Raw genomic sequence first — 20834 nt, 5'->3', positions numbered from 1 at the left:
TCAGCCTCCGGTGTAGCCCTCGGGCTCGGTCACCACGTCGTCGCCGTAGTACTTCTCCGACAGCTCCAGGAGCGTGCCGGCCTCGCGCAGCGCCGTGATCTGCTCGTTGAACTGGGCGACGAGCTCCGAGCCCTTCTCGAACGGGAAGGCGACGGACTCCCAGGCGATCGGCTCGCCCACGAACTTCAGGTCCGCGCCGGACTTCTGCATCTCCGCGTAGAAGATGCCGGAGGACTGAATGTAGCCGTCGACGCGCCCCGCGAGCAGGTCCTGCATCGCGCCGTCGCGGGTCTCGTAGGTGCGGATCTCGACGTCCACGCCGTTCTCCGCCGCCCAGGTCTCCAGGTGGGTGGTGTTGTTCGAGCCGAGCACGCCCGCGATGGTGTGGCCGGCGATGTCCGCGAGCTCGTTCAGCTCGGTGTTCGAGCCGAGCGCCGCCACGACGGCGCCCATGTACGCGTAGGGCTCGGTGAAGTCGTACTGGGCCGAGCGCTCCTCGGTGACCGCGACGTTGTTCGCGACGGTCTCGAGCTTGCGCGCCTCGAGCTGGCCCATCAGGCCCGAGAAGTCCGCGTTGGTCCAGGTGACGGAGCGGCCCAGGGCCTCGGCGATGGTCTCGATGAGCTCCACGTCGAAGCCGATCAGGGTGCCGTCCTCCTGGTAAGAGTTCGGGAAGGACTGGCCCGTGGAGCCGGCGCGGATCGCGCCGCTGTCGTCGCCGCCGGAGCAGGCGGCGAGGACCGGCGGGAGGGCCAGGACCGACAGGGCGGAGAGGGCGAAGGTGCGACGCTTCATGAGGTGAGTCCTTCCAGGAGGTCGGCGTGGCGGGTACGCCAGCCGGCATAGGCGGGGGGATCGAGGGGACGGAGATAGAAGTTCGTGAGGTGGCCGAGGCCGAGGTCCGCGCTGCCGACGGGCTCGAAGCCGAGGCGCTGATAGTAGGCGCCCAGCCACGGATGGTCGGCGGCCGTTCCGAGGGAGACGGCGGGGGCGTGCAGCTGCGGGATCAGCACCTGGTCGATGAGGGCCTGGATCAGCAGCGCCCCGGTGCCCTTCGGGGCGAGGGTCGGATGCGCCGCGAGCCAGCCGATGTGCGGCAGGCCCAGGTGCCCCGGGTTCGGGCCCCACGGCAGGCGCAGGGAGATGGAGCCGACGAGCGTAGCGGCGGGGGTGGCACCGGCGGAAGCGGCGCCTGCGCCGTTGGCGTCGACCGTGATGGCGTCGACCGTGAGCCCGTAGGCGAGGTTCTCCCGCAGGTGGCGGGCGATCTGCGCGTCGTCCGCGGTCGCGGCGGCGAAGTGGACGCCCAGCCGCTCCGGCTCCGCATAGGCGGCGTGGAGCAGCTCGCGGTACTCGACGAGATGGGACTCGTCGAGCAGCACCAGGGTCGGGCTGGAACCGGCGGGCGCGGTCATGCGCTCTCCGGGGCGGGCAGGACGTCGTCCGCCGCAGCGAGCACGGCGTCGATCGCGTCGGCGGTCTCCCCGAGATAGGCGGTCGCCTCGAGCCAGGAGCGGATCGTCGCCGGATCGAAGTGGGCGGAGACCCGCTCGTCCTCGGCGAGGACGTCGGCGAGGTGCCGGCCCTCCTCGACCGCCGTCATCGAGGCCGCGTAGACCACGTGGTGCGCGGTCTGCTTGCCGAGCTCGCGGCCGATCTCGAACATCGCCTTCTCGGAGAGGATCAGCCCGCCCTGCAGCTCGAGGTTGCGGCGCATGGCGTCCTCGTGGACCACCAGCCCGCCGAGGATCGTGCCCAGGGTGCGCAGCTGCGAGGCGAGGTAGAGGTGGATCTCCGGCAGCGCGATCCACTCCGCGCGCCACGAGATCGCGTCGCGCTCGTGCACGGTCGCGGCACCGTCGAGGATCAGGGCGTGGGCGTGCTTGATCGGGGCGGTCAGCGCCGCCGCGCCCTCGAGCAGCGCCGGATTGCGCTTGTGCGGCATCGTGGTCGAGCCGATCTTCCCGGCCGTGAACGGCTCCTCCACCTCGCCGATCTCGCTGTGCATGAGGGAGGACAGCTCGGTCGCGATCTTGCCGAGGGTGGTCGAGATCAGCGCGAGCACGCTCGAGTACTCGCCCATCCGATCGCGGGCCGCCTGCCAGGAGATCCGCGGCGCGGCGAGGCCCAGGTGGGCGAGGGTGGCGCGCTCGATCTCCCGGCCGCGGCCGTCGAAGCTCGCGTAGGTGCCGACCGCCCCGGAGATGTTGCCGGTGAGCACGTGACCGGTCGCGACCTCGAGGCGGTCCACGTGACGCAGCACCTCGTCGAGCCAGATCGCGGTCTTGAAGCCGAAGGTGGTGGGCAGGGCCTGCACGTAGTGGGTGCGGGCCGCCATCGGGGTGTCCCGGTGCGCGATCGTCAGCGCGCGCAGGGCCTGGCCCACGGCGACCAGGTCGCGGCGCAGCACCGCGGCGGCCTCGCGGATCTGCAGCACCGCGCCGGTGTCGACGATGTCCTGCGTGGTCACGCCGAAGTGGACCCACTCACCGTGCTCGCCCGCGGCGGCCTGCAGCGCGGAAACGGTGGCGTTCAGGGAATGCATCGCCTTCGCGCCCTCGGCGGCGATCGCTCCGAGGTCGAAGTCCCCGGCCGCGGCGGCATCGATCGCGGCGGCGGCCTCGGCCGGAATCACGCCCAGCTCCCCCTCGGCGACGGCGAGCGCGGCCTCCACGTCGAGCTGCCGACGCAGGCGGTTCTCCTCGCTCCAGATCGCCCGCATCTCCGCGGTGCTGAAGCTGTTGCCGATGGTCAGCATGTCCACGACGTGCGATGACACGGAGGGCCTCCCGAGCGTGGGGCAGGGTCGACGGGGCGGGTCGCAGCGCGGCTCGGCCGTAGGCATGCCCTGACCGGCATGTGGACCCGGCGAGATGGTTGATGACGAACATAAGCGTACGTGATGCGGGACTGCGCGGGCCGGGACGTGAGGCGGCTCATGCGGGGGCGGCGGCGAGACACGGGGCAGGGCGGCGGAGCACGACGGGGCGAGGCGGTCATGGACGTCGGTCAGCCGCGTCGACGCTGTCGTTGCTGTCGGTATTCGCGCGCATTCCGACAGCAACGACAGTGTCGCGCCGCGCGGGGCGCTCCCGGGCCGGGATCTCACGGACGGGAGCTCGCGGACGGGAGCTCGCGGGCGGCGGCGGGACGTACCCTGCCGGGATGAGCCTCACCCCCGCGCAGATCCGCTCCCTCCCCACGGCCGTGCTGCACGACCACCTCGACGGCGGGCTGCGCCCGGACACCGTGCTCGCGCTGAGCGTCGAGCTGGGCCTCGAGCCGCCCGCCCGGACCGCCCCCGAGGTCGCCGACTGGTTCCACGATGCCGCGGACTCCGGCTCCCTCCCCCGCTATCTCGCGACCTTCGACCGCACCCTCGCGCTCATGCAGCGGCCCGAGGACCTCCGCCGCATCGCCCGCGAGTTCGTGGAGGACATGGCCGCCGACGGGGTCGTCTACGCCGAGACCCGCTGGGCGCCCCACCAGCATCTCGAGCGCGGCCTCACCCTCGAGCAGGCGATCGAGACGGTGCAGGCCGGGCTCGAGGAGGGGATGGCCGCGGCATCGGAGGCGGGGACGCCGATCCTCGCCGGGCAGCTGCTCTGCTACCTCCGCCACCTCGAGCCGACCGAGGACCTGGTGCGGCTCGCCGATGCCCACCGCGACCGCGGCGTGTGGGGCGTCGACCTCGCCGGGCCCGAGGCCGGGTACCCCGCCTCCCGGTTCCGGGAGGTGTTCGAGCTCGCCCGCTCGCTCGGGGTGCGGGTGACGATCCACGCCGGGGAGGGCGATGGGCCCGCCTCGATCGCCGACGCCCTCGACTGCGGCGCCGAGCGGATCGGGCACGGGGTGCGGATCGCGGAGGACCTGGGCGGGGACGACGCAGGGGCCGAGGCTGGTGGGGCCGGGGCCGTCGCCGCGCGGGTGCTGGCCCACGGGATCTGCCTCGAGGTGTGCCCCAGCTCCAACCTGCAGACCGGAATCGCCTCCACGATCGCCGAGCATCCGGTGCGCCGGCTCGACGCGGCCGGCTTCCGCCTCGCCGTCTCCAGCGACAACCGGCTCATGTCCCGCACCTCGACCAGCCGCGAGCTGACCCGGGTCGCCGAGGCCTGCGACTGGACCGTTCGCGACCTCGAGCGACTCACCCTCACCGCCCTCGACGCCGGCTTCGCTCCCGCCGCAGCCCGGGAGGCGCTGCGACGGGACGTCGTGGAGCCTGCGTACGCCGCCGCGAGGTGAGCTGAGCGGGCGGGGCCCCGGCCCCGGGGCAGAACTCCTGACCTGGGTGGCCGAATCCTCGGCCCGGCTGGCAGACCCGACCCCGCCTCCGACCGTCGCCCCAGGGCAGAACCCCCACAGACTTGGGGGTATTCGGCGCGGATTCCCCCAAGTCTGCGGGGGTTTCGACGCGAGGTGGCGGGGAGACGGGGCAGCCGAGCCGTGGGAGGCGGGGCGGGCTCGGCGGACGGAGCGGGGCACCCCGCCCCACCCAGCGCCCCTACTCCACCCGCCGCCCTGCGGGGCCGGGGCGGGTGACCAGGGTCGTGGCGCGGTCGTGCGCCTGCCCGGGGCCGGAGGCGCGATAGCGGGCGAGCCAGTCGGCGGCGAAGGCGTCGGCCCCCGTCGTCGGCACGAGAGCCCACACGCTCCCCCCGAAGCCCGCCCCGAAGGCGGACGCCGCCCGCGCGCCGAGGTTCTCCGCGAGGCGCACCAGCTCGACCGTCTCCGGCACCTGGTTCCCCAGATGCGTCTCGGCGTACCGCTGCGAGGTGCGCACCGCGGCGGCGAAGGCATCCAGGTCACCGTTCCGCAGCGCCCGGTGCGCCGCCGGCACCAGCTCGACCGACTCGCGCACGAACTGCTCCAGCCGCTCCCGCTCCGACCCCGGCTCCGCCACGAGCAGCAGCGGGGCGAGACGCGCTTCCTCGTCGACCACGACCGGTCCCGCGAGATCCTCCCCGAGCAGCGCCCGCAGTGCGGCCTGCAGGCTGGCGTCGGACCGTCGCGTGCGCCGGTTCCACCGCGCGAGCAGCTCGCCGAGCAGGGCGGGGCCGCGGTTGTACGCCTCCTGAGCGCCGCCCGTCTTCTCCGCGAGCACCCCGCTGACCGCGACGACGAAACTCCACTCCTCCGGCAGCGCGACCCGGTCCAGGATCCGCATCGGATCGAACTCGGCGAGGGAGAGCATCCCCGCCTCGCTCGTGAGCATGCCCGTGTGGTCGAGCGAGCCGCCCGAGGTCCCGACCCCCGTCCGTCCCGCGAGCGTGCCGAAGGTCTTCCCGTTCTCGATCGACGCGGCGTAGCCGGCGACCGCGACCCGGTCCGGGATCTGTGCCTGCCAGGCCTCGGTCGAGGGCACTCCCGCGAGGTCGGCGAGGGCGAGGGCCGTGCCGGTCAGCAGGGCCGAGGAGCTCGACATGCCCGAGGCCGGCGGCAGCGTCGAGGTGATCTCGAGCCGGGCCGCGGGCAGCGCGCCGAAGTTCGCGGTCAGACGGTCCAGGACCGTCTGCAGGTACCGACCCCAATGCCCCGCGGGCAGGCCCGCCTCCTCCCCCGCCCGCAGGCGGAGCGAGCCGTCGACGACGTCGGTCGTGGCCTCGATCGTCCCGTCGGCCCCCGCGATCACGGCGGCGCGCACCGTGACGCCGCGGTCGACGGCGCAGACCAGCACCCGGCCGCCCCCGTAGTCGGTGTGCTTGCCGAGCACCTCGAGCCGGCCGGGCATCTGCCAGGTGACGTCGGCAGAGCTCACAGCGCGACCTCGACGCCGGACAGACGGCGCGCCACCTCATCGATGTCGTCGCGACGCGAGAGGTCCAGCACCCCGCCCGCGAACGGGATGACCTGCACGTGCGCGAGCTCGCGAACCGCGTCGACGATCTCCAGCTCACCGCGGGCCGACGGCGCGATCCGCGCGCATGCCGCGAAGATCTCCTCGGTCAAGGCGAAGGCGTTCATGGAGACGAGGGCGTGCTCGCCCGCGGCCTCGACGGTCGCCGCGTCGGGCTTCTCGACGATCGCCTCGAGGCGGCCGCCCGTCTCCTCGAGCAGGGCGAAGGCGGCGATGCGGTCCTCAGGGATGTTCGACTCGGCGACGAGCGCGGCCCGGTCGAAGCCCAGCAGGGCGTTCCCCTCGGCCTGCAGCAGCGCGCCGACGCCGCCCGTCGGATACAGGTTGTCGCCATTGACCATCACGAACGGCTCCCCGCCGACGGCCTCGCGCGCCGCGGCGACCGCGTCGGCCGTGCCCCGCGGCTCCGCCTGGACGGCGAGCTCGACCCGCAGGCGCTGCGGCGCGACGCGCTGCAGGTGCCGGGTGAAGTCCTCGTGCTCCGGGGCGACGACGAGGATCGCTCGGGTGATGCCCGCGTCGGCGAGCGCGCTGAGGGAGTAGTCGATCAGGCGGTGCGCGCCGATCGGCATGAGCGCCTTGTGCCCGGACGCTGCGGCGGCCGCCTGCTCGTCGGTGAGGGCGGCATCGGCCGACGCGCCGGCGGCGCGCATGCGCGAGCCGAGACCGCGGGCCAGGACGACGGCGGTGGTGATCATGCTGGTCATCGTAGACGCGCGGTGGATCCTCGGTGCCGCGCCGCGGACCGCTCCCTCCGCTCCACGCCCCGGCCGGCACTGGTGACGCACAAGACAGCCCGTGCGGGGCCCAGGGGCTTGCGCCGGGCCGCGGTGGTGGCAGGATTGCCGCTCGTGTCAGAGCACACCTCGGGCGACTCCCTCCGCGGAGAACCCACCGCCGACCCGTCGGCCACCGCGGACGACTCGTCCGACCCCGCCGAACCCTCCGTCGCGCCCCCGCCCGACCACGACCACCCGCACCGCAACCTCGACCACTCGGGCACCGAGCGTCGGCCGAAGCCGCTGCCGCTGCTGGTCCTGGGCGCGCTGGGTGTCGTCTTCGGCGACATCGGCACGAGCCCGCTGTACGCGTTGCAGACCGTCTTCTCGACCCACCACAACGCGGTCGCCCCCACCGAGGCGGACGTGCTGGGCGTCGTGTCGATGGTGCTGTGGTGCCTGATCCTCATCGTCACCGTCACCTACCTGGGCCTGATCATGAAGGCCGACAACCAGGGCGAGGGCGGGATCCTCGCGCTCACCGCGCTGATCGGCCGCAAGCTGACGGGCCGCGGCTCGGGCCGGGAGCTGAAGGTCGCGCTGGTCCTCGGCGTGGTCGGCGCGGCGCTGTTCTACGGCGACTCCGTGATCACCCCGGCGATCTCCGTGCTCTCCGCCTTCGAGGGCATCGAGACCACCGGCTCCGTCTCCAACGCGGTGATCATCCCCGGCGCGGTCGTGGTGCTGACCTGCCTGTTCGCCGTGCAGCGCTGGGGCACCGGCCGCATCGGCGGCACCTTCGGGCCGATCATGGTGACCTGGTTCGTGGTGCTGATCGCGATGGGTCTGCCGCAGATCGTCGCGAACCCGTCGGTCCTCCGCGCGATCTCCCCGCACTACGCGCTCGCCTTCGTCGTCGACCGCCCGGTGGTCGCCTTCATCGCCCTCGGCGCCGTGGTCCTCACCATCACCGGCGCGGAGGCGCTGTACGCGGACATGGGGCACTTCGGACGTCGGCCGATCCTCGTCGCCTGGGCCGCGCTCGTGCTCCCCGCGCTGGTCATCAACTACTTCGGGCAGGGCGCGCTGATCCTCGCCGACCCGACCGCGATCGTGAACCCCTTCTTCTCGCTGGTGCCGGAGGCGCTGCGCCTGCCGCTCGTGGGCCTCGCCGCCGCGGCCACCGTGATCGCCTCCCAGGCCGTGATCTCCGGGGCGTTCTCCGTGTCCCGGCAGGCGACGCGGCTGTCGCTGCTGCCGCGCCTGAAGGTCACGCAGACCGACCGCGAGCAGGGCGGACAGATCTACATCGGCCTGATCAACCTGATCCTCTTCGCGGGCGTGCTCGCGCTCGTGCTGGTCTTCCGCCGCTCCGAGGCGCTCGCCGCCGCGTACGGCCTCGCGGTCACCGCGACGATCATCCTGGTCCTCGCCCTGTTCCTGCTGTACGCGCTGAAGATCCGCCGCTGGCCGCTGTGGCGGGTGCTGCTGCTCGCGGTCGTGGTGGGCGGTCTGGAGCTGGTGCTGCTCGCCGCGAACGTCGTCAAGATCCCCGCCGGCGGCTGGCTGCCGCTGGTCATCGCGGCCGCACTGACCTGCATCATGCTCACCTGGAAGCGCGGCTCGCGGATCATGTTCGGGCGGCGCCGCGAGATGGAGGGGCCGATCCACGAGTTCGTCACCGGACCGGCGCGGCAGGCGCGACGCGTGCCCGGCCTCGCCGTCTACCCGCACGGCGACCCCACCACCGTCCCGCTCGCGCTGCGCACCAACGTCGCGATGAACCAGGTGCTGCACGAGCACGTCGTGATCGTGACGATGAAGCATCTCGGCGTCCCGCACGTGCACCGCGATGACCGCGTCCACGTCGACGACCTCGGCGACCCCTTCGACGGGATCGTGCACGTCACCTACCTCGTCGGCTTCCACGACAGCCAGGACGTCCCGGCCGCGCTGCGCACGGCGGTCGAGGAGCTGGGCGCGCCGCATCGGTTGGGTGGGGCGGCCGGGGCCGGGGCCGGTGGGGCGGCCAGCGTCGGCGGCGCGGCCGGCGCGGACGGCTCGGCCAGCGTCGGCGGCGCGGCCGGGGCCGAGGCGGTCTGCGCCCCGGACTGCACCGCGCACTGCCCCGAGCTGATCGTCGATCCCGAGCAGGCCGTGTACTTCCTGTCCGTCTTCCGCATCGAGCCGGGCAGCGACGACGCCATGCCGCGCTGGCAGCGGGTCCTGTTCCGCCAGCTCGAGAAGGCCTCGGCGAACCGCACCCAGGTGCTGCACCTGCCGCCCGCGCGCACGGTCGTGATGGGCGCGGAGTCGGTGCTCTAGCCCGTAGCCCGGAGGGGCTCAGCGGCGGACGACGCCCTCGAGGATGTCCAGGTACCGGGCGGCGAGCACGTCATCGTCGGCGTTCTCGGCGATCCAGCGTCGGCCGCCGTCCCGCACCGCGGTCCGCGTGCGGTCCGTCGCGATCTCGCGCCACAGCGCGACGAGCGCCTCCTCGTCCTGCGGCGGCACCACGTCGCCCGCCCCCGCGGCGCGGACCACCCCGGCCGCCTCGCCCGCGAGCAGCGCCGTGATGTGGCGCCCCGTGGCGAGCACCTCGTACAGCTTCGACGGGACCGTCCACGCGAACGGGGCCCAGTCCCGCAGCGACACGATCACCGAGTCGGCCCACGCGTACAGGGCGTCGACCTCGGCGTGCGGGACGCGCGGCAGCACCTCGACCGGCGCGCCCAGCTCATGCGCGAGCGCGGCCAGGACCGGCGCCTCCACCCCGTGCCCGACCAGCTTGACCTGCACCGGGACCCCCTCGGCCCGCAGGCGCGCGGCGGCGTGGACCACCGTGTCCAGGCCCTGGGAGCGACCCATGTTGCCGAGGTACAGGCAGCGCAGCTCCGCATGGTCGTCCGGCGCATGATCGCGCTGCCGCGGCACGACGGAGAGGTCGGTCCCGTTCCGCACCACCTGCACGTCCACGATGCCGCGCTCGTGGAGGACGTCGGCGAACAGCTCGGTGGTGGTGACGACCGCGCGCGCCGACCGCTGCCAGCCGGTGACCGCGCGATGCACCCGCTCCTTCGCGAGCGCCACCCCCCAGTCCACGCCTCGACGCGCGGCCGAGCGGCGCGGAGCGTGCGCCACCTCGGCGGGCAGGGCACCGACCGGTCCGACATGCGTGACCAGATCCGGCCAGGCGTCACGCATCTCGACCACGAGCGGAACTCCCCAGGCCACCGAGAGGATTCGGCCCACCAGCAGCGTCGGGATCGCGGGGGCGGTCGCCACGATCACCTCGGGGCGATGCTCGCGGCGGCCGAAGCGGGGCAGCAGCCGGCGCAGCGCGTCCGCCGCCGCGACGGCATGGTCCGCGGTGCGGGTGCCGATGTCGGCCCGATGCGGCAGATACGCGGTGCGGAGGACCGTCTCCCCCTGCGCTCCCCGCTCCACGGCGCCGACGCGATGGTCCCGGCGCTGCTGGCCCGTCGGCCAACCTCCCGGATAGTGCGGCACCGGCGTGGCGACCGTGACCTCGTGCCCCGCGGCCAGGAAGCGCTCGACCAGCGCCGACCAGCGGCGCTGCGGGGCGCCGAACTCGGGGGCGTAGTAGTGGGAGAGCAGCAGGATCCTCATCCGGCGGCGGCCTCCTCGAGGCCCAGGGCGCGGGCCGCCTCCTGGAGGGTCGCCGGGTCGGCATGGCCGAGGGCGGGCGGGCGGATCCCCGCGCGGGCGGCGGTGCTGTCGAGCCGCAGGTGCAGCTCCGGTCCGTGCTCGGCCGACGGGGTCAGCTGCGCGGCGATCTCCGCGGTCGACGCGGCGAGGGCCGCGGCGGGCAGCAGGATCGCGCGGGAGCTGAAGTGCCGGGGGGTCACGGAGACGGCGGCCAGGTCACCGCTGCGATCGTGGAGGTAGACATCGCGGACACGGCCGACGCGGGCACCGTCGGCGCCATGCACCTCGACCCCGGCGAGCAGCTGCCAGCGGGGATCCGTGGTTGCGGGGGTGGTGGATGAGGGGGAAGGCGACGAGGACACACCGGGGACGGAGTCGGCCATGCCCTGGTCTCCTGTCCCGCCGCGGGGCGCTCTCAAGTCGTCGTCGTGATTCCGGGCGAACGGACGCTCGATCCCCTCACCCTTGCCGCTGCCCTTCGCCGACCCCGACCCGTCGAAGCGCGCGGAACCGTGTTATGCAACGGTGGAAACATACTACTCACCTCGGACACTTCTCACGTCCGCCCATCACAATGCGCCGCGGGACCCGCCGACACGGTCCGCGCCCTGGTCAACCCCGCAAACTTGGGGGAAAAGCGCCGGATTCCCCAAATCTGCGCCGTTACCAAAAGGTCACCGAAAGGGCGCGGCGCGAGAGGGGGTCGGAGCGCGGGAAATGGGCGCTCGGGACGGGAGGGGGTCGGCGCACGGGAGCGGGGCGCCCGGATGCGAGAGAGGGCCCGGCGCGGGCCCTGCCCCAACGCGCCGGTCACCTCAGGCGCGGGCGGCGATCAGCTCGGCGATCTGGATGGCGTTGAGCGCGGCGCCCTTGCGCAGGTTGTCGGCGACGGCGAAGAGCACGAGGCCCTTCCCGTCGGGCACCGACTGGTCCTGGCGGATGCGCCCCACGAACGTGCCGTCCTTCCCGGCCGCGTCGAGCGGAGTGGGCAGGTCCACGAGGGTCACGCCCGGGGCGGCGGCGACGATCTCCTCCGCGCGCTGCGGCGAGATCGGACGGTCGAACTCGGCGTGGATCGACAGCGCGTGGCCGGTCATCACCGGCACCCGCACGCAGGTCCCGGCGACGGGCAGGTCCGGCAGGCCGAGGATCTTGCGGGACTCGTTGCGGAGCTTCTGCTCCTCGTCGGTCTCCCCGGAGCCGTCGTCGACCAGGTTGCCGGCCATGGCCAGGACGTTGAAGGCGATCGGCGCGACATAGGTCGAGGGCTCCCCGAGGGAGACCGCCGAGCCGTCCAGCGCGAGCTTCTCCATCTCGTCGGTCCCGGCGCGCACCTGCCCGGCGAGCTCCGCGACCCCGGCGACGCCCGAGCCGGACACCGCCTGGTAGGTGGAGACCTTCAGCCGGGCGAGTCCCGCCTCGTCGTGCAGCGCCTTGAGCGCGGGCATCGCGGCCATCGTGGTGCAGTTCGGGTTCGCGATGATGCCGCGGGGTGCGGACTCGATGGCCTGCGGGTTCACCTCGGCGACCACCAGCGGGACCTGCTCGTCGCGGCGCCAGGCGGAGGAGTTGTCGACCACGGTCGCGCCGGCCTCGGCGAAGCGAGGGGCGAGAGCCTTGGAGGTCGAGCCGCCGGCGGAGAAGATCGCGACGTCGACGCGCTTCCCGTCGGACGTGATGTCCGCGGTCTCGGCGTCCTCGACCGTCAGCGGCAGGCCGGCGTACTGCACGGTCGTCCCGGCGCTGCGGGCGCTCGCGAACACGCGCACGTCGCGGTGGGGGACGGCGCGGTCGGCGAGGAGGGCCAGCATCACGCGGCCCACCTGGCCCGTCGCGCCGACGACCGCGATCACGGGGCCGTCAGGGGTGAATCCGGGGCTGCGCCCCATGTCCACCGCGAGGGCGGGGAAGAGCGGTGTGTTCTGCTCGGTCATCGTCCGGTCCCTCCGTACACCACGGCCTCGGTCTGCTCGGCGTCGAGGCCGAACGCGGAGTGGATCACCCGCACCGCGTCGTCCAGGCGCGACACGTCGGTGACCACCGAGAGGCGGATCTCCGAGGTCGAGATCATGTCGATGTTGATGCCCGCCTCGCCGAGGGAGCGGAACAGGGTCGCCGACACCCCCGGATGCGACTTCATGCCCGCGCCGACGATGCTGACCTTGCCGATCTGGTCGTCGTAGCGGACCTCCGAGTAGCCGATCGCCTCGTGGGCGGCCTCGATCGCGGCGAGCGCGGCGGGAGCGTCGGACTCCGGGAGGGTCAGCGAGATCGCGACCGTGTCGTCGGTCGTCGAGGTGTTCTGCACGATCATGTCGATGTTCGCGCCGGTCGCGGCGACCACGTCGAACAGCAGCGCGGCCTTGCCCGGCGAGTCCGGCACCTCGACGACGGTGATCTTGCCCTGGCTGCGGTCGTGCGCGACGCCGGAGATGATCGGGGCCTCGAGGCCCGGGGCGGGGACGAAGTCCATGGGGAGCTCCTTGCTCGGATCGGCGGCGTCGCGGCGGACGACGTCGGCGGTGCGGACGGTGACGTCGGGGTCGATGGGGATCACGCGCTCGGGATCGTCGGAGACGATCGTGCCCAGGCGCCCCGAGTACGAGGAGCGCACGTGCAGCGGCACGCCGTAGCGGCGCGCGTACTCGACGCTGCGGACCATGAGGATCTTCGCGCCGTTCGCGGCGAGGTCCAGCATCTCCTCGCACGAGATCAGCGGCACGCGGCGGGCCGACGGCACGATGCGCGGATCCGCCGTGAACACCCCGTCGACGTCGGAGTAGATCTCGCAGACGTCGGCCTCGAGCGCCGCCGCGAGCGCGACCGCGGTGGTGTCCGAGCCGCCGCGGCCCAGCGTGGTGATGTCCTTCGTGGTCTGCGAGACGCCCTGGAAGCCGGCGACGATCGCGACCGACCCCGCCTCGAGCGCGTCCCGGATGCGTCCGGGCGTGACCTTGAGGATGTGGGCGCGGCCGTGCACCTCGTCGGTGATCACGCCCGCCTGCGATCCGGTGTAGGCGCGGGCGTCGACGCCGTCGGCGTTCAGCGCCATCGACAGCACCGCCATCGAGATCCGCTCCCCCGCGGTCAGGAGCATGTCCAGCTCGCGGGCCGGCGGGGCGGGCGTGACCTGCTCCGCGAGATCGATCAGCTCATCGGTGGTGTCGCCCATCGCCGAGACCACCACGACCACCTGATGGCCCGCCTTGGAGTACTTCGCGATCCGGTCCGCGACGCGCTTGATCGAGGCGGCGTCTGCAACGGAGGATCCTCCGAACTTCTGGACGACCAGGCTCATGGGGCGCGTTCCTTCGGGTGGGCGAGACGGGTGGGGGCGCGAGGGTCGCGCGCGCGGGGGCGCAGGCACGGCCGACGGTGGCGGCCAGTCTACGAGGGGCCCCGCGGCCGACGGCGGCTCGGGCCGCGTGGCGAGACGGGAATGCAGGTCAGGGGTGGATTCGCAGGGTGACGTGGCGCACGTGGGGTGGGCGGGGTGTGTGGGGCGGCCGGGGCGGCCGGGGCGGCACCGTCCTCAGCCCCGACCCCGTTACCCCCACGAACATGGAGGAATACGCGCCCCATTCCCCCATGTCTGCGGAAGTTCTCGGGGTCCGCCTGCGCCGCGCCTTGCCCTGGGGCTCTGTGCCTCTGGGGCCGCCGATGCCCTGGGGAGGAACGGTCGCCCACGCCGCTGACCTCGGCGTTGTGTACCGTCCCGGGGCAGCGAGCGCCCACGGGGACACCCTGTGGTCATGCCTCGCCGACCCTCCCCGATCCCGCCCGCTCTCCCCCGCCCCGTCTTCACCGCCTCCGAGGCGCGCGCGGTGGGGGTGAGCACCGATCGACTCCGCGCGCAGGACATCCGCCGCCTGGCCTACGGGCTGTACGCGGTGGCCGACGTCGACCTGTCGGAGCGCGCGGTGCTCACCGCGATCACGCGTACCGATCCCGACGCCGTCGTGAGTGGGTTCAGCGCCGCCCGCCTCCTGGGCCTCCCCCTGCCGTCGTGGGTCGCACCGCCTCGACCTGCCGCCGGCGGTTCCAGCGCGCCGAAAGCCGGATACATCCTGAGCGCCGGCGCCGACTCCGGCCTCCCGCGCGCATCCACCCCGAGTCCCACGTACGTCGCCACCGCGGAACCCGGCGCCCCGATGCTCCATCTGACCTCCCAGCGCACGCGGCGGGATCACTCGTTCATCCGCTGGCGCGAGCAGACGCTCCCGGCAGAGCAGATCCTCACCGTCGGCGATCTGCGCCTGACCGACCGCGTGCGGACCTGGCTCGACCTCGGGACGGAGCTGCGCCGTGAGGAGCTGGTGGCGGTCGCCGACCATCTCGTCCGCCGGCCACGGTCCTGGGCCGAGAACCGGAGTGACCCCTATGCGACTCTCGAGCAGCTCGCCGAGGCGGTCGAGGAGCATCCCGGTCGGGGCCGACCTCGCCTGCGGGAGGCGCTGGCGCTGAGCCGGGTCGGCGCCGACTCCGCGGCGGAGACCACCGCGCGCCTCGCCCTCGGACGTGCGGGGATCCCCGAGGCGGAGCTGAACCGGGAGATCGTCGAAGACGGCGTGGGCCTCGGGGAGCCGGATCTGTCGTGGCCCCGGTGGAGGGTCTGCCTCGAGTACGACGGCGCGCATCACCGCCGCAGGGAACAGCATCGCTTCGACATCCGCCGCCGTGAGCAGCGGGAACGGCACGGCTGGATCGAGGTCCAGGCCATGGCCGACGACCTCGCCGACGGCTTCCGCTCCACGGTGCGCCGGCTGGAGCGGGCCCTCCGCGAGCACGGATGGAGCCGGGACGGGTGAGGGCGAGGTGGTGAGGAAACGGCGGCGGTGATGCGCTGTCGGAGCCGCACTGCCGGAGACGAGCCCGGACGCGGCGCGACCTACCCCTCGGCCGGCGGGTCGAGAACGGCGGCCGCGGCGGCGCGATGGTCGGCGTCCCCGGTCTCGAGGGCGTACAGGCCGTAGCCGAGGGGGCTGGCGGAGAACATTTCGGTGCAGTGCTCGGCGAGCCCGTCCCACACCTGACCGCCCCCAGCGACGTATCGCTCGAGCGCCACCTCGAACACGTCGGGTGGCGCGCTGACCTGCAGGAACATCAGGTCCTTAGCGGGGTCGCCGATCGCGGCCGTGGTCCAGTCCAGGACGGCCGAGATGGTCTCCCCCTCGACCAGGGTGTGCGCCGGGTAGAGCTCGCCGTGGGTGAGCACGGTGTGCTGGGGCCAGTAACGGTCCTCGCCGATCCACGCCTCCCAGCGTTCCCGCAGCTCCGGAGCGATACGGAACTCGGCGGCGACGCGCTCGAGGTCGCGGCGCCAGATCTCGCGGACCTGCTCGGGGGTGCGCACGTCGATGCCGGTCGCCGCCGCCTCCGCGGGGTCGAGGCTGTGCAGTTGGGCGACGACGTCCCCGAGGCTCGCCGCATACACCGTCGAGGTCATGTCCACGCGCCACTCGACCTGGCCGTCCGCCGTCATCTCGAGACCCGGCAGACCGGGCAGCAGCGGGTACGCGATGAGTTCCGGTGTGTGGACGCGCCAGTCCGGCACCGCCACGTCGAGATGGGGGCCCACCATCCGCAGCAGACGCGCCTCGACCTCGGCGCGTGCCAGCACGTCCGGCCGACGGGGGATACGCAGCACCCAGTCCTCGCCGTCGGCGGCACGGGCGAAGGCGACCCGGAAGTCGAGCCGAAGCTCCTCGACGCGCACCGACGCGGGGTCGACGTCGAGCCCGTGCCGCGCGGTGAGGGCGGAGATCCCCGCGGCGTCCGACGGCGGGGTGGGGTAGTCCGACGGGGCGGGGTTGTTCGGGGCGTCGATCATCGACCCAGCGTGACAGTCGGAGGCAGCGGGCGCGAGGAAATACCGTTGGCCACTTCCCCTCGCCTCGTGCGCCAAGCCCCCAAGAACCGGGTATCGCGAGCCGGGCCTGGGAGCCGGACCTCACGGATACCCCCACACACTTGGGGGAATTCCGGCTCTATTCCCCCAAGTCTGCGGGGGTTCTCGCGGAGAAGGGCGCGGGGCGGCGTGGGGAAGGGCGCCGGCGCGGGGAAGGGTGCGGGCGGGCGGGGGCGTCCCGGCGAAGCGTGCGCCCCGCCCCCCGCCCCCCACCCTCACTCCTCCGGGACGTCCCGCTCGATCTCCGCGAGCCAGGCGGCCGACGCCGCGTCGGACGGCATCCGCCAGTCGCCCCGCGGCGACAGCGACCCGCCGGCCAGCACCTTCGGGGCGTTCGGCAGCGCGGACCGCTTGAACTGGTTGCTGAAGAAGCGCTTCGTGAAGACGGTCAGCCAGTGCTTGATCTCGGCGCGCGAGTACTCGCGATGGTCAGCCTTTGCGTACCCCGAGGGCCACTCCCCCGCCGCCTGATCGCCCCAGGCCTGATGCGCGAGGTAGGCGATCTTCCCCGGGCCGTAGCCGCGGCGCAGCATGTGGTAGAGCGTGAAGTCGTGCAGGGCGTAGGGGCCGATCGAGTCCTCGGTGGACTGCGCCTTCTGCCCCGGGGCGGTGGGGATCAGCTCCGGCGAGATCTCGGTGTCGAGCACAGCACGCAGCACCTCCGCGGTCGCCGCGTCGAAGATCCCCTCGGAGATGACCCAGCGGATCAGGTGCTGGATGAGGGTCTTCGGCACCCCCGCATTCACGCCGTAGTGGGACATGTGGTCGCCGACGCCGTAGGTGCACCAGCCGAGCGCCAGCTCGGACAGGTCGCCGGTGCCGACCACGATGCCGCCGTGATGGTTCGCGAGGCGGAACAGGTAGTCGTAGCGCATCCCGGCCTGGACGTTCTCGAAGGTCACGTCGTAGACCGGCTCGCCCGCCCCGAAGGGATGCCCCATGTCCTTCAGCATCTGGGTGGAGGCGGGGCGGATGTCGATCGTCTCGAAGGTCGCGCCGATCGCCCGCGAGAGCAGCTCGGCGTTGGAGCGGGTGTGCTCGGTCGTCGCGAAGCCCGGCATCGTGTAGGCGAGGATCTCGGAGCGGTCGCGCCCGAGCCGGTCCATCGCGCGGGCGCAGACGATCAGGGCGTGCGTCGAGTCGAGGCCCCCGGAGACGCCGATGACGGGTCGCGCGCCGCCGGGCTTGTCGCCGCCGATCTGCTGCAGCCGACGCACGAGCCCCGCGACCTGGATGTTGTACGCCTCGTAGCAGTCCAGGGCGAGGAGCGCCGGGTCGTCGGGCACGAAGGGGAAGCGGTCGTGCGGCCGACGCAGCGGCCCGGTCGCGGGCGGGTTCCGCAGCTCGAGCAGCTCGGCGCCGGTCTCGGCAGAGCGCGCGTCGTGCTGGGCCTGGGCGGCGCGTCGTCGGCCGCCGAGCAGGATCGGCGCGGGCACCTCGTCGTCGTCGACGTCGTCTGACTCGTCGTCCCAGAGGTCGGCCGGAGCCCACGGCCCGAACAGGTTCGTCTCGTTCCAGGTCTGGTACTTCTCGAGCGCGTCGGCGTGGGTGCGGCGGTTGTCGTCGAAGGTGTTCTGCCGACGACGCTCGGCGGCGATCCGGTCGAGGTCGACGTCGACGATCGTGTGCCGCACCCCCTGAGGGAACCGCTCGGACTCCCCGAGCAGGTCGCCGCACTCGTACACGAAGGTCTGCCCGTCCCAGGCGAGGTCCGTCGTCGACTCGCCCTCGCCGGCGGCGGCGTAGACGTACGCGCTCTGGGTGCGGGCGGAGGCGGAACGGGCCAGCAGCTTGCGGTCCTCGGCGCGGCCGATGGTGATCGGGGAGCCCGAGAGATTCACGATCACGGTCGCGCCGGCGAGCGCGGCCTCGGCCGACGGCGGGATCGGCACCCACATGTCCTCGCAGATCTCGACGAAGAGCTTCAGCCCGGGCACGTCCTCGACCGTGATGATGCCGTGCGGGGCGAGCGGGGCGAACTGTCCGCCGAGCCGCACCTGCTCGTTGCAGGCGTCGTCGCCGGGCGCGAACCAGCGACGCTCGTAGAACTCGCGGTAGGTGGGGAGGTTCTGCTTCGGGGTGACGCCGAGGATCTGCCCCCGGTGGATCACGACGGCGCAGTTGAAGACGCGGGAGCGGTCCTTCGCGCGGAGCGGGGCACCGAGCACGATGATCGGCATCAGGTCCTCGCTCGCCTCGAGCACGGTGAGCACGGCCAGCTCGGCCGCATCCAGCAGCGGCTCCTGCATGACCAGATCGTCCAGCGAGTATCCCGTCAGCGACAGCTCGGGGAAGACCGCGATCCCGACCTGCTGGTCGTGCAGGTCGCGCAGCACCTCGAGGTGGCGCTCGGCATTCGTGGCCGGGTCGGCGAGCGCCACCGGCAGCGTCACCGCGGCGACGCGCACGAAGCCGTGGTCGTAGACCGAGGCGTGGGGATGGTCGACGGGGTCGGCGGCTGCGGAGGGGCCGGTGGGCTGGGTCGCTGCGCTCATGGTGCCGAGAGTAGTGGAGGGCGTCGCGGCGGGCAGGGTGTCGCGGAGGGCAGGGCGTCGCGGGGAGGGCAGGGCGTCGGGTGGGGCGGGGCGTCGAGAGCGGGTCGGCCCCGTGTCCGCCAAAGGGACGTCAGCGGCACGAGGCCTGTCATATGCAGGTCTCGTGCCGCTCAGAGCCCTTTCATGGACAGCCCTGACCGCTCCTCCCTCTGACGCCCAGCCCACACCCCGTTCCCTCTGGCGCAGCTCCCCCGCCCCGCTGCGGTAGCTTGGGCCGGTGCATCACCGTGACAGCGCAGGCAGGAGGGCGAATCGATGAACTCCCGACGACCCCTTCTGGGCTGGCTCCTGATCGCCCCCAGCCTCATCGGTGTCACGGCCTTCCTCATCCTGCCGGTGCTGCTCGCGTTCCTCGTCTCGCTGTTCCGCTGGGACCTGCTGGGCTCGCGGGAGTTCGTCGGCCTCGAGAACTACGCGGCGCTGCTCACCAGCGGCTCGCTCGCCAACTCGCTCCTGGTCACGGCACTGTTCACCCTGATCTCGGTGCCGGTCTCCCTCGCGATCGGGCTGGTGCTGGCCACGCAGCTGGTCCGGGCGCTGCCGGGATCGGCGATCGTGCGGGTGATCGTGGTGATCCCGTGGGTGTGCGCGCCGCTGGCCCTGGGCGTGGTGTGGAAGTGGATCTTCCAGCCGTCGGTCGGCGCGCTGAACCAGATCCTCGGGGTGCGCATCGAGTGGCTGACCGATCCCTCGCTCGCGCTGCCCGCGGTCGCCTTCGTGGCGATCTGGCAGAACGTCGGCTACATCTCGCTGTTCTTCCAGGCCGGGCTCTCGCGGATCCCCGGCTCGATCTACGAGGCGGCGCGCCTGGACGGGGCGGGTCCGGCGCAGCAGCTGTGGCACATGACGATCCCGCTGCTGCGGCCCACCACGTTCTTCCTCGCCGTCACCCAGGTGGTCGCGAGCTTCCAGGTGTTCGACACGGTGTTCGCGCTGACCGGCGGCGGTCCGCAGCACCGGACCGAGGTGATCGCCTCGCTGATCTACCAGGAGGCCTTCGTCTCGAGCCGACTCGGCCGCGCGAGCGCGATCGCCGTGATCCTGTTCCTACTGCTGGTGGCGATCACGCTGGTCCAGCAGCGGTGGTTCTCCCGCCGCATCACCTACGACATGAGCTGAGAGGAGGAGCGAGATGACTGCCCACTTCGCCCGTCGGCCCCGGAGCGCCACCGCCCTGGGACGCCGCCTCCTCGGCAGCGCCGCCACCTACCTCGTGCTCGCCGTCGCCGCGGCGCTGACCCTCGGCCCCTTCCTGTTCTCGGTGATGACCGCGCTCACCTCCACGCAGCAGTTCGCGCAGCAGGGGCCGCTGTCGATCCCGGCGCCGCCGGTGCTCGACAACGTCGTCGCCCTGTTCACGCCGACCTCCACCTCCGACGGCTTCGTCACCCCGGTGGCGGTGACCGTGCAGATGGTCGCCGTGATCCTGGTGGGCCAGATGGTGTTCTCGGTGCTCGCCGCCTATGCCTTCGCCCAGCTCCGGTTCCCCGGCCGTGACCTGCTGTTCTGGGTGTATATCGCGACGCTGATGGTGCCGCAGGTGGTGGTCGTGGTGCCGCTGTACCTGATGCTCAGCGAGCTGGGTCTGCGCAACACCTTCTGGGCGCTCGTCCTGCCCTTCGTGCTCGGCTCCCCGTACGCGATCTTCCTGCTGCGGGAGAACTTCCGCGGCGTCCCGACCGAGCTGATGGACGCGATGCGGATCGACGGCGCGGGGACGCTGCGGCTGCTGTGGCACCTCGTGGTCCCGCTGAACCGGCCGATCATCGTCACGCTCGTGCTGATCACGGTGGTCACGCACTGGAACAGCTTCATGTGGCCGATGGTCATCACCTCGGGGCCGCAATGGCAGACCCTCACCGTCGCCACCTCCGCGCTGCAGTCGCAGTACAACAACAACTGGACCCTGGTCATGGCCGGGACGACACTGGCGATGCTGCCGCTCGTGCTGCTCATGGTGGTGTTCCAGAAGCAGATCACCCGCTCGATCGGCGACGCGACGCTGCGGTAGGCGGGGCGCGGGGTCGGGGGCGGGGCGGGCGGCGCCGCGCCACTCGCGTTCATACCCCTCCCCCGTCGGGCAACGGATGCGGGGATACTGGGAGGATCCCCCGGGGCCTCACCTC

At 72.8% G+C, this 20834-nt stretch carries 16 protein-coding genes; 5 read left to right on the top strand and 11 right to left on the bottom strand.

The features are described from left to right. The 3 genes from V1258_RS05225 to purB are packed head-to-tail and all read right to left on the bottom strand — an operon-like array spanning position 1 to position 2779. Positions 1-795, bottom strand: coding sequence for a transporter substrate-binding domain-containing protein (locus V1258_RS05225; protein WP_329748674.1), 795 nt, complete (start codon positions 793-795; stop codon positions 1-3). Beyond that, positions 792-1415, bottom strand: coding sequence for a GNAT family N-acetyltransferase (locus tag V1258_RS05220; RefSeq protein WP_329748673.1), 624 nt, complete (start codon positions 1413-1415; stop codon positions 792-794). Before V1258_RS05220 ends, V1258_RS05225 begins: the two co-directional genes overlap by 4 nt. After that, positions 1412-2779: an adenylosuccinate lyase gene (purB, locus tag V1258_RS05215; protein WP_329748672.1), complete on the bottom strand. Its 1368-nt coding sequence runs from the start codon at positions 2777-2779 to the stop codon at positions 1412-1414. The genes V1258_RS05220 and purB overlap by 4 nt, the downstream gene beginning before the upstream one ends. A gap of 386 nt (positions 2780-3165) precedes the next feature. Here purB and V1258_RS05210 point away from each other — a divergent pair, with 386 nt between their 5' ends. Further along, the gene (locus V1258_RS05210; RefSeq protein ID WP_329748671.1) at positions 3166-4245 is read left to right on the top strand and encodes an adenosine deaminase; all 1080 of its coding nucleotides are present in this window, start codon (positions 3166-3168) and stop codon (positions 4243-4245) included. Positions 4246-4504: 259 nt separating this feature from the next. Here V1258_RS05210 and V1258_RS05205 read toward each other — a convergent pair whose 3' ends face one another. Both V1258_RS05205 and V1258_RS05200 read right to left on the bottom strand, forming a co-directional pair. Continuing rightward, entirely contained in the window at positions 4505-5758 is a 1254-nt protein-coding gene (locus V1258_RS05205) for a galactokinase family protein (RefSeq protein ID WP_329748670.1), read from the bottom strand. Then, positions 5755-6555 (bottom strand): sugar phosphate nucleotidyltransferase, encoded by an 801-nt coding sequence (locus tag V1258_RS05200; protein ID WP_329748669.1) that lies wholly within the window; start codon positions 6553-6555, stop codon positions 5755-5757. Before V1258_RS05200 ends, V1258_RS05205 begins: the two co-directional genes overlap by 4 nt. Positions 6556-6708: 153 nt before the next feature. Between V1258_RS05200 and V1258_RS05195 the strand changes: the two genes are divergently transcribed. Further along, positions 6709-8901 carry a potassium transporter Kup gene (locus V1258_RS05195; RefSeq protein WP_329748668.1) on the top strand — a complete coding sequence of 731 codons (2193 nt, stop codon included), beginning with the start codon at positions 6709-6711 and terminating at the stop codon, positions 8899-8901. Between the two features lie 18 nt (positions 8902-8919). Here V1258_RS05195 and V1258_RS05190 read toward each other — a convergent pair whose 3' ends face one another. The 4 genes from V1258_RS05190 to V1258_RS05175 all read right to left on the bottom strand — a co-directional run bounded on the left by V1258_RS05190 (position 8920) and on the right by V1258_RS05175 (position 13543). Then, positions 8920-10206, bottom strand: a complete 1287-nt coding sequence (locus tag V1258_RS05190; protein WP_329748667.1) for a glycosyltransferase family 4 protein — start codon at positions 10204-10206, stop codon at positions 8920-8922. After that, entirely contained in the window at positions 10203-10628 is a 426-nt protein-coding gene (locus V1258_RS05185) for a PRC-barrel domain-containing protein (protein ID WP_329748666.1), read from the bottom strand. Before V1258_RS05185 ends, V1258_RS05190 begins: the two co-directional genes overlap by 4 nt. A gap of 432 nt (positions 10629-11060) precedes the next feature. Continuing rightward, positions 11061-12134, bottom strand: a complete 1074-nt coding sequence (locus V1258_RS05180; RefSeq protein ID WP_329748735.1) for an aspartate-semialdehyde dehydrogenase — start codon at positions 12132-12134, stop codon at positions 11061-11063. 41 nt (positions 12135-12175) lie between these two features. Further along, positions 12176-13543, bottom strand: a complete 1368-nt coding sequence (locus tag V1258_RS05175) for an aspartate kinase (protein WP_329748665.1) — start codon at positions 13541-13543, stop codon at positions 12176-12178. 454 nt (positions 13544-13997) lie between these two features. On the opposite strand from V1258_RS05175, the gene V1258_RS05170 reads away from it, so the two are divergent. Then, the gene (locus V1258_RS05170) at positions 13998-15053 is read left to right on the top strand and encodes a hypothetical protein (protein ID WP_329748664.1); all 1056 of its coding nucleotides are present in this window, start codon (positions 13998-14000) and stop codon (positions 15051-15053) included. Between the two features lie 80 nt (positions 15054-15133). Here V1258_RS05170 and V1258_RS05165 read toward each other — a convergent pair whose 3' ends face one another. Both V1258_RS05165 and V1258_RS05160 read right to left on the bottom strand, forming a co-directional pair. Beyond that, a complete protein-coding gene (locus V1258_RS05165; protein ID WP_329748663.1) occupies positions 15134-16075 on the bottom strand; it encodes a macrolide 2'-phosphotransferase in 942 nt (313 codons plus the stop codon). Positions 16076-16368: 293 nt separating this feature from the next. Continuing rightward, a complete protein-coding gene (locus V1258_RS05160; protein ID WP_329748662.1) occupies positions 16369-18648 on the bottom strand; it encodes an NAD(+) synthase in 2280 nt (759 codons plus the stop codon). A gap of 315 nt (positions 18649-18963) precedes the next feature. Between V1258_RS05160 and V1258_RS05155 the strand changes: the two genes are divergently transcribed. Both V1258_RS05155 and V1258_RS05150 read left to right on the top strand, forming a co-directional pair. Beyond that, positions 18964-19827 carry a carbohydrate ABC transporter permease gene (locus tag V1258_RS05155; protein ID WP_329748661.1) on the top strand — a complete coding sequence of 288 codons (864 nt, stop codon included), beginning with the start codon at positions 18964-18966 and terminating at the stop codon, positions 19825-19827. 13 nt (positions 19828-19840) lie between these two features. Continuing rightward, positions 19841-20719 (top strand): carbohydrate ABC transporter permease, encoded by an 879-nt coding sequence (locus V1258_RS05150; RefSeq protein ID WP_329748660.1) that lies wholly within the window; start codon positions 19841-19843, stop codon positions 20717-20719. Positions 20720-20834: the final 115 nt, after the last annotated feature.

Source organism: Brachybacterium sp. J153, assembly GCF_036311905.1.
In the GTDB taxonomy this organism is placed as follows: domain Bacteria; phylum Actinomycetota; class Actinomycetes; order Actinomycetales; family Dermabacteraceae; genus Brachybacterium.
This window is presented reverse-complemented; position numbering and strand designations above follow the sequence as displayed.

Bases quoted from the DNA above. Each gene is read 5' to 3' on its own strand.
- V1258_RS05185 (WP_329748666.1), bottom strand. From the start codon at position 10,628: ATGGCCGACTCCGTCCCCGGTGTGTCCTCGTCGCCTTCCCCCTCATCC.
- V1258_RS05165 (WP_329748663.1), bottom strand. From the start codon at position 16,075: ATGATCGACGCCCCGAACAACCCCGCCCCGTCGGACTACCCCACCCCG.
- V1258_RS05180 (WP_329748735.1), bottom strand. From the start codon at position 12,134: ATGGGGCGCAGCCCCGGATTCACCCCTGACGGCCCCGTGATCGCGGTC.
- V1258_RS05225 (WP_329748674.1), bottom strand. From the start codon at position 795: ATGAAGCGTCGCACCTTCGCCCTCTCCGCCCTGTCGGTCCTGGCCCTC.
- V1258_RS05155 (WP_329748661.1), top strand. From the start codon at position 18,964: ATGAACTCCCGACGACCCCTTCTGGGCTGGCTCCTGATCGCCCCCAGC.
- V1258_RS05220 (WP_329748673.1), bottom strand. From the start codon at position 1,415: ATGACCGCGCCCGCCGGTTCCAGCCCGACCCTGGTGCTGCTCGACGAG.
- V1258_RS05170 (WP_329748664.1), top strand. From the start codon at position 13,998: ATGCCTCGCCGACCCTCCCCGATCCCGCCCGCTCTCCCCCGCCCCGTC.
- V1258_RS05160 (WP_329748662.1), bottom strand. From the start codon at position 18,648: ATGAGCGCAGCGACCCAGCCCACCGGCCCCTCCGCAGCCGCCGACCCC.
- V1258_RS05210 (WP_329748671.1), top strand. From the start codon at position 3,166: ATGAGCCTCACCCCCGCGCAGATCCGCTCCCTCCCCACGGCCGTGCTG.
- V1258_RS05200 (WP_329748669.1), bottom strand. From the start codon at position 6,555: ATGATCACCACCGCCGTCGTCCTGGCCCGCGGTCTCGGCTCGCGCATG.
- V1258_RS05190 (WP_329748667.1), bottom strand. From the start codon at position 10,206: ATGAGGATCCTGCTGCTCTCCCACTACTACGCCCCCGAGTTCGGCGCC.
- V1258_RS05175 (WP_329748665.1), bottom strand. From the start codon at position 13,543: ATGAGCCTGGTCGTCCAGAAGTTCGGAGGATCCTCCGTTGCAGACGCC.
- V1258_RS05150 (WP_329748660.1), top strand. From the start codon at position 19,841: ATGACTGCCCACTTCGCCCGTCGGCCCCGGAGCGCCACCGCCCTGGGA.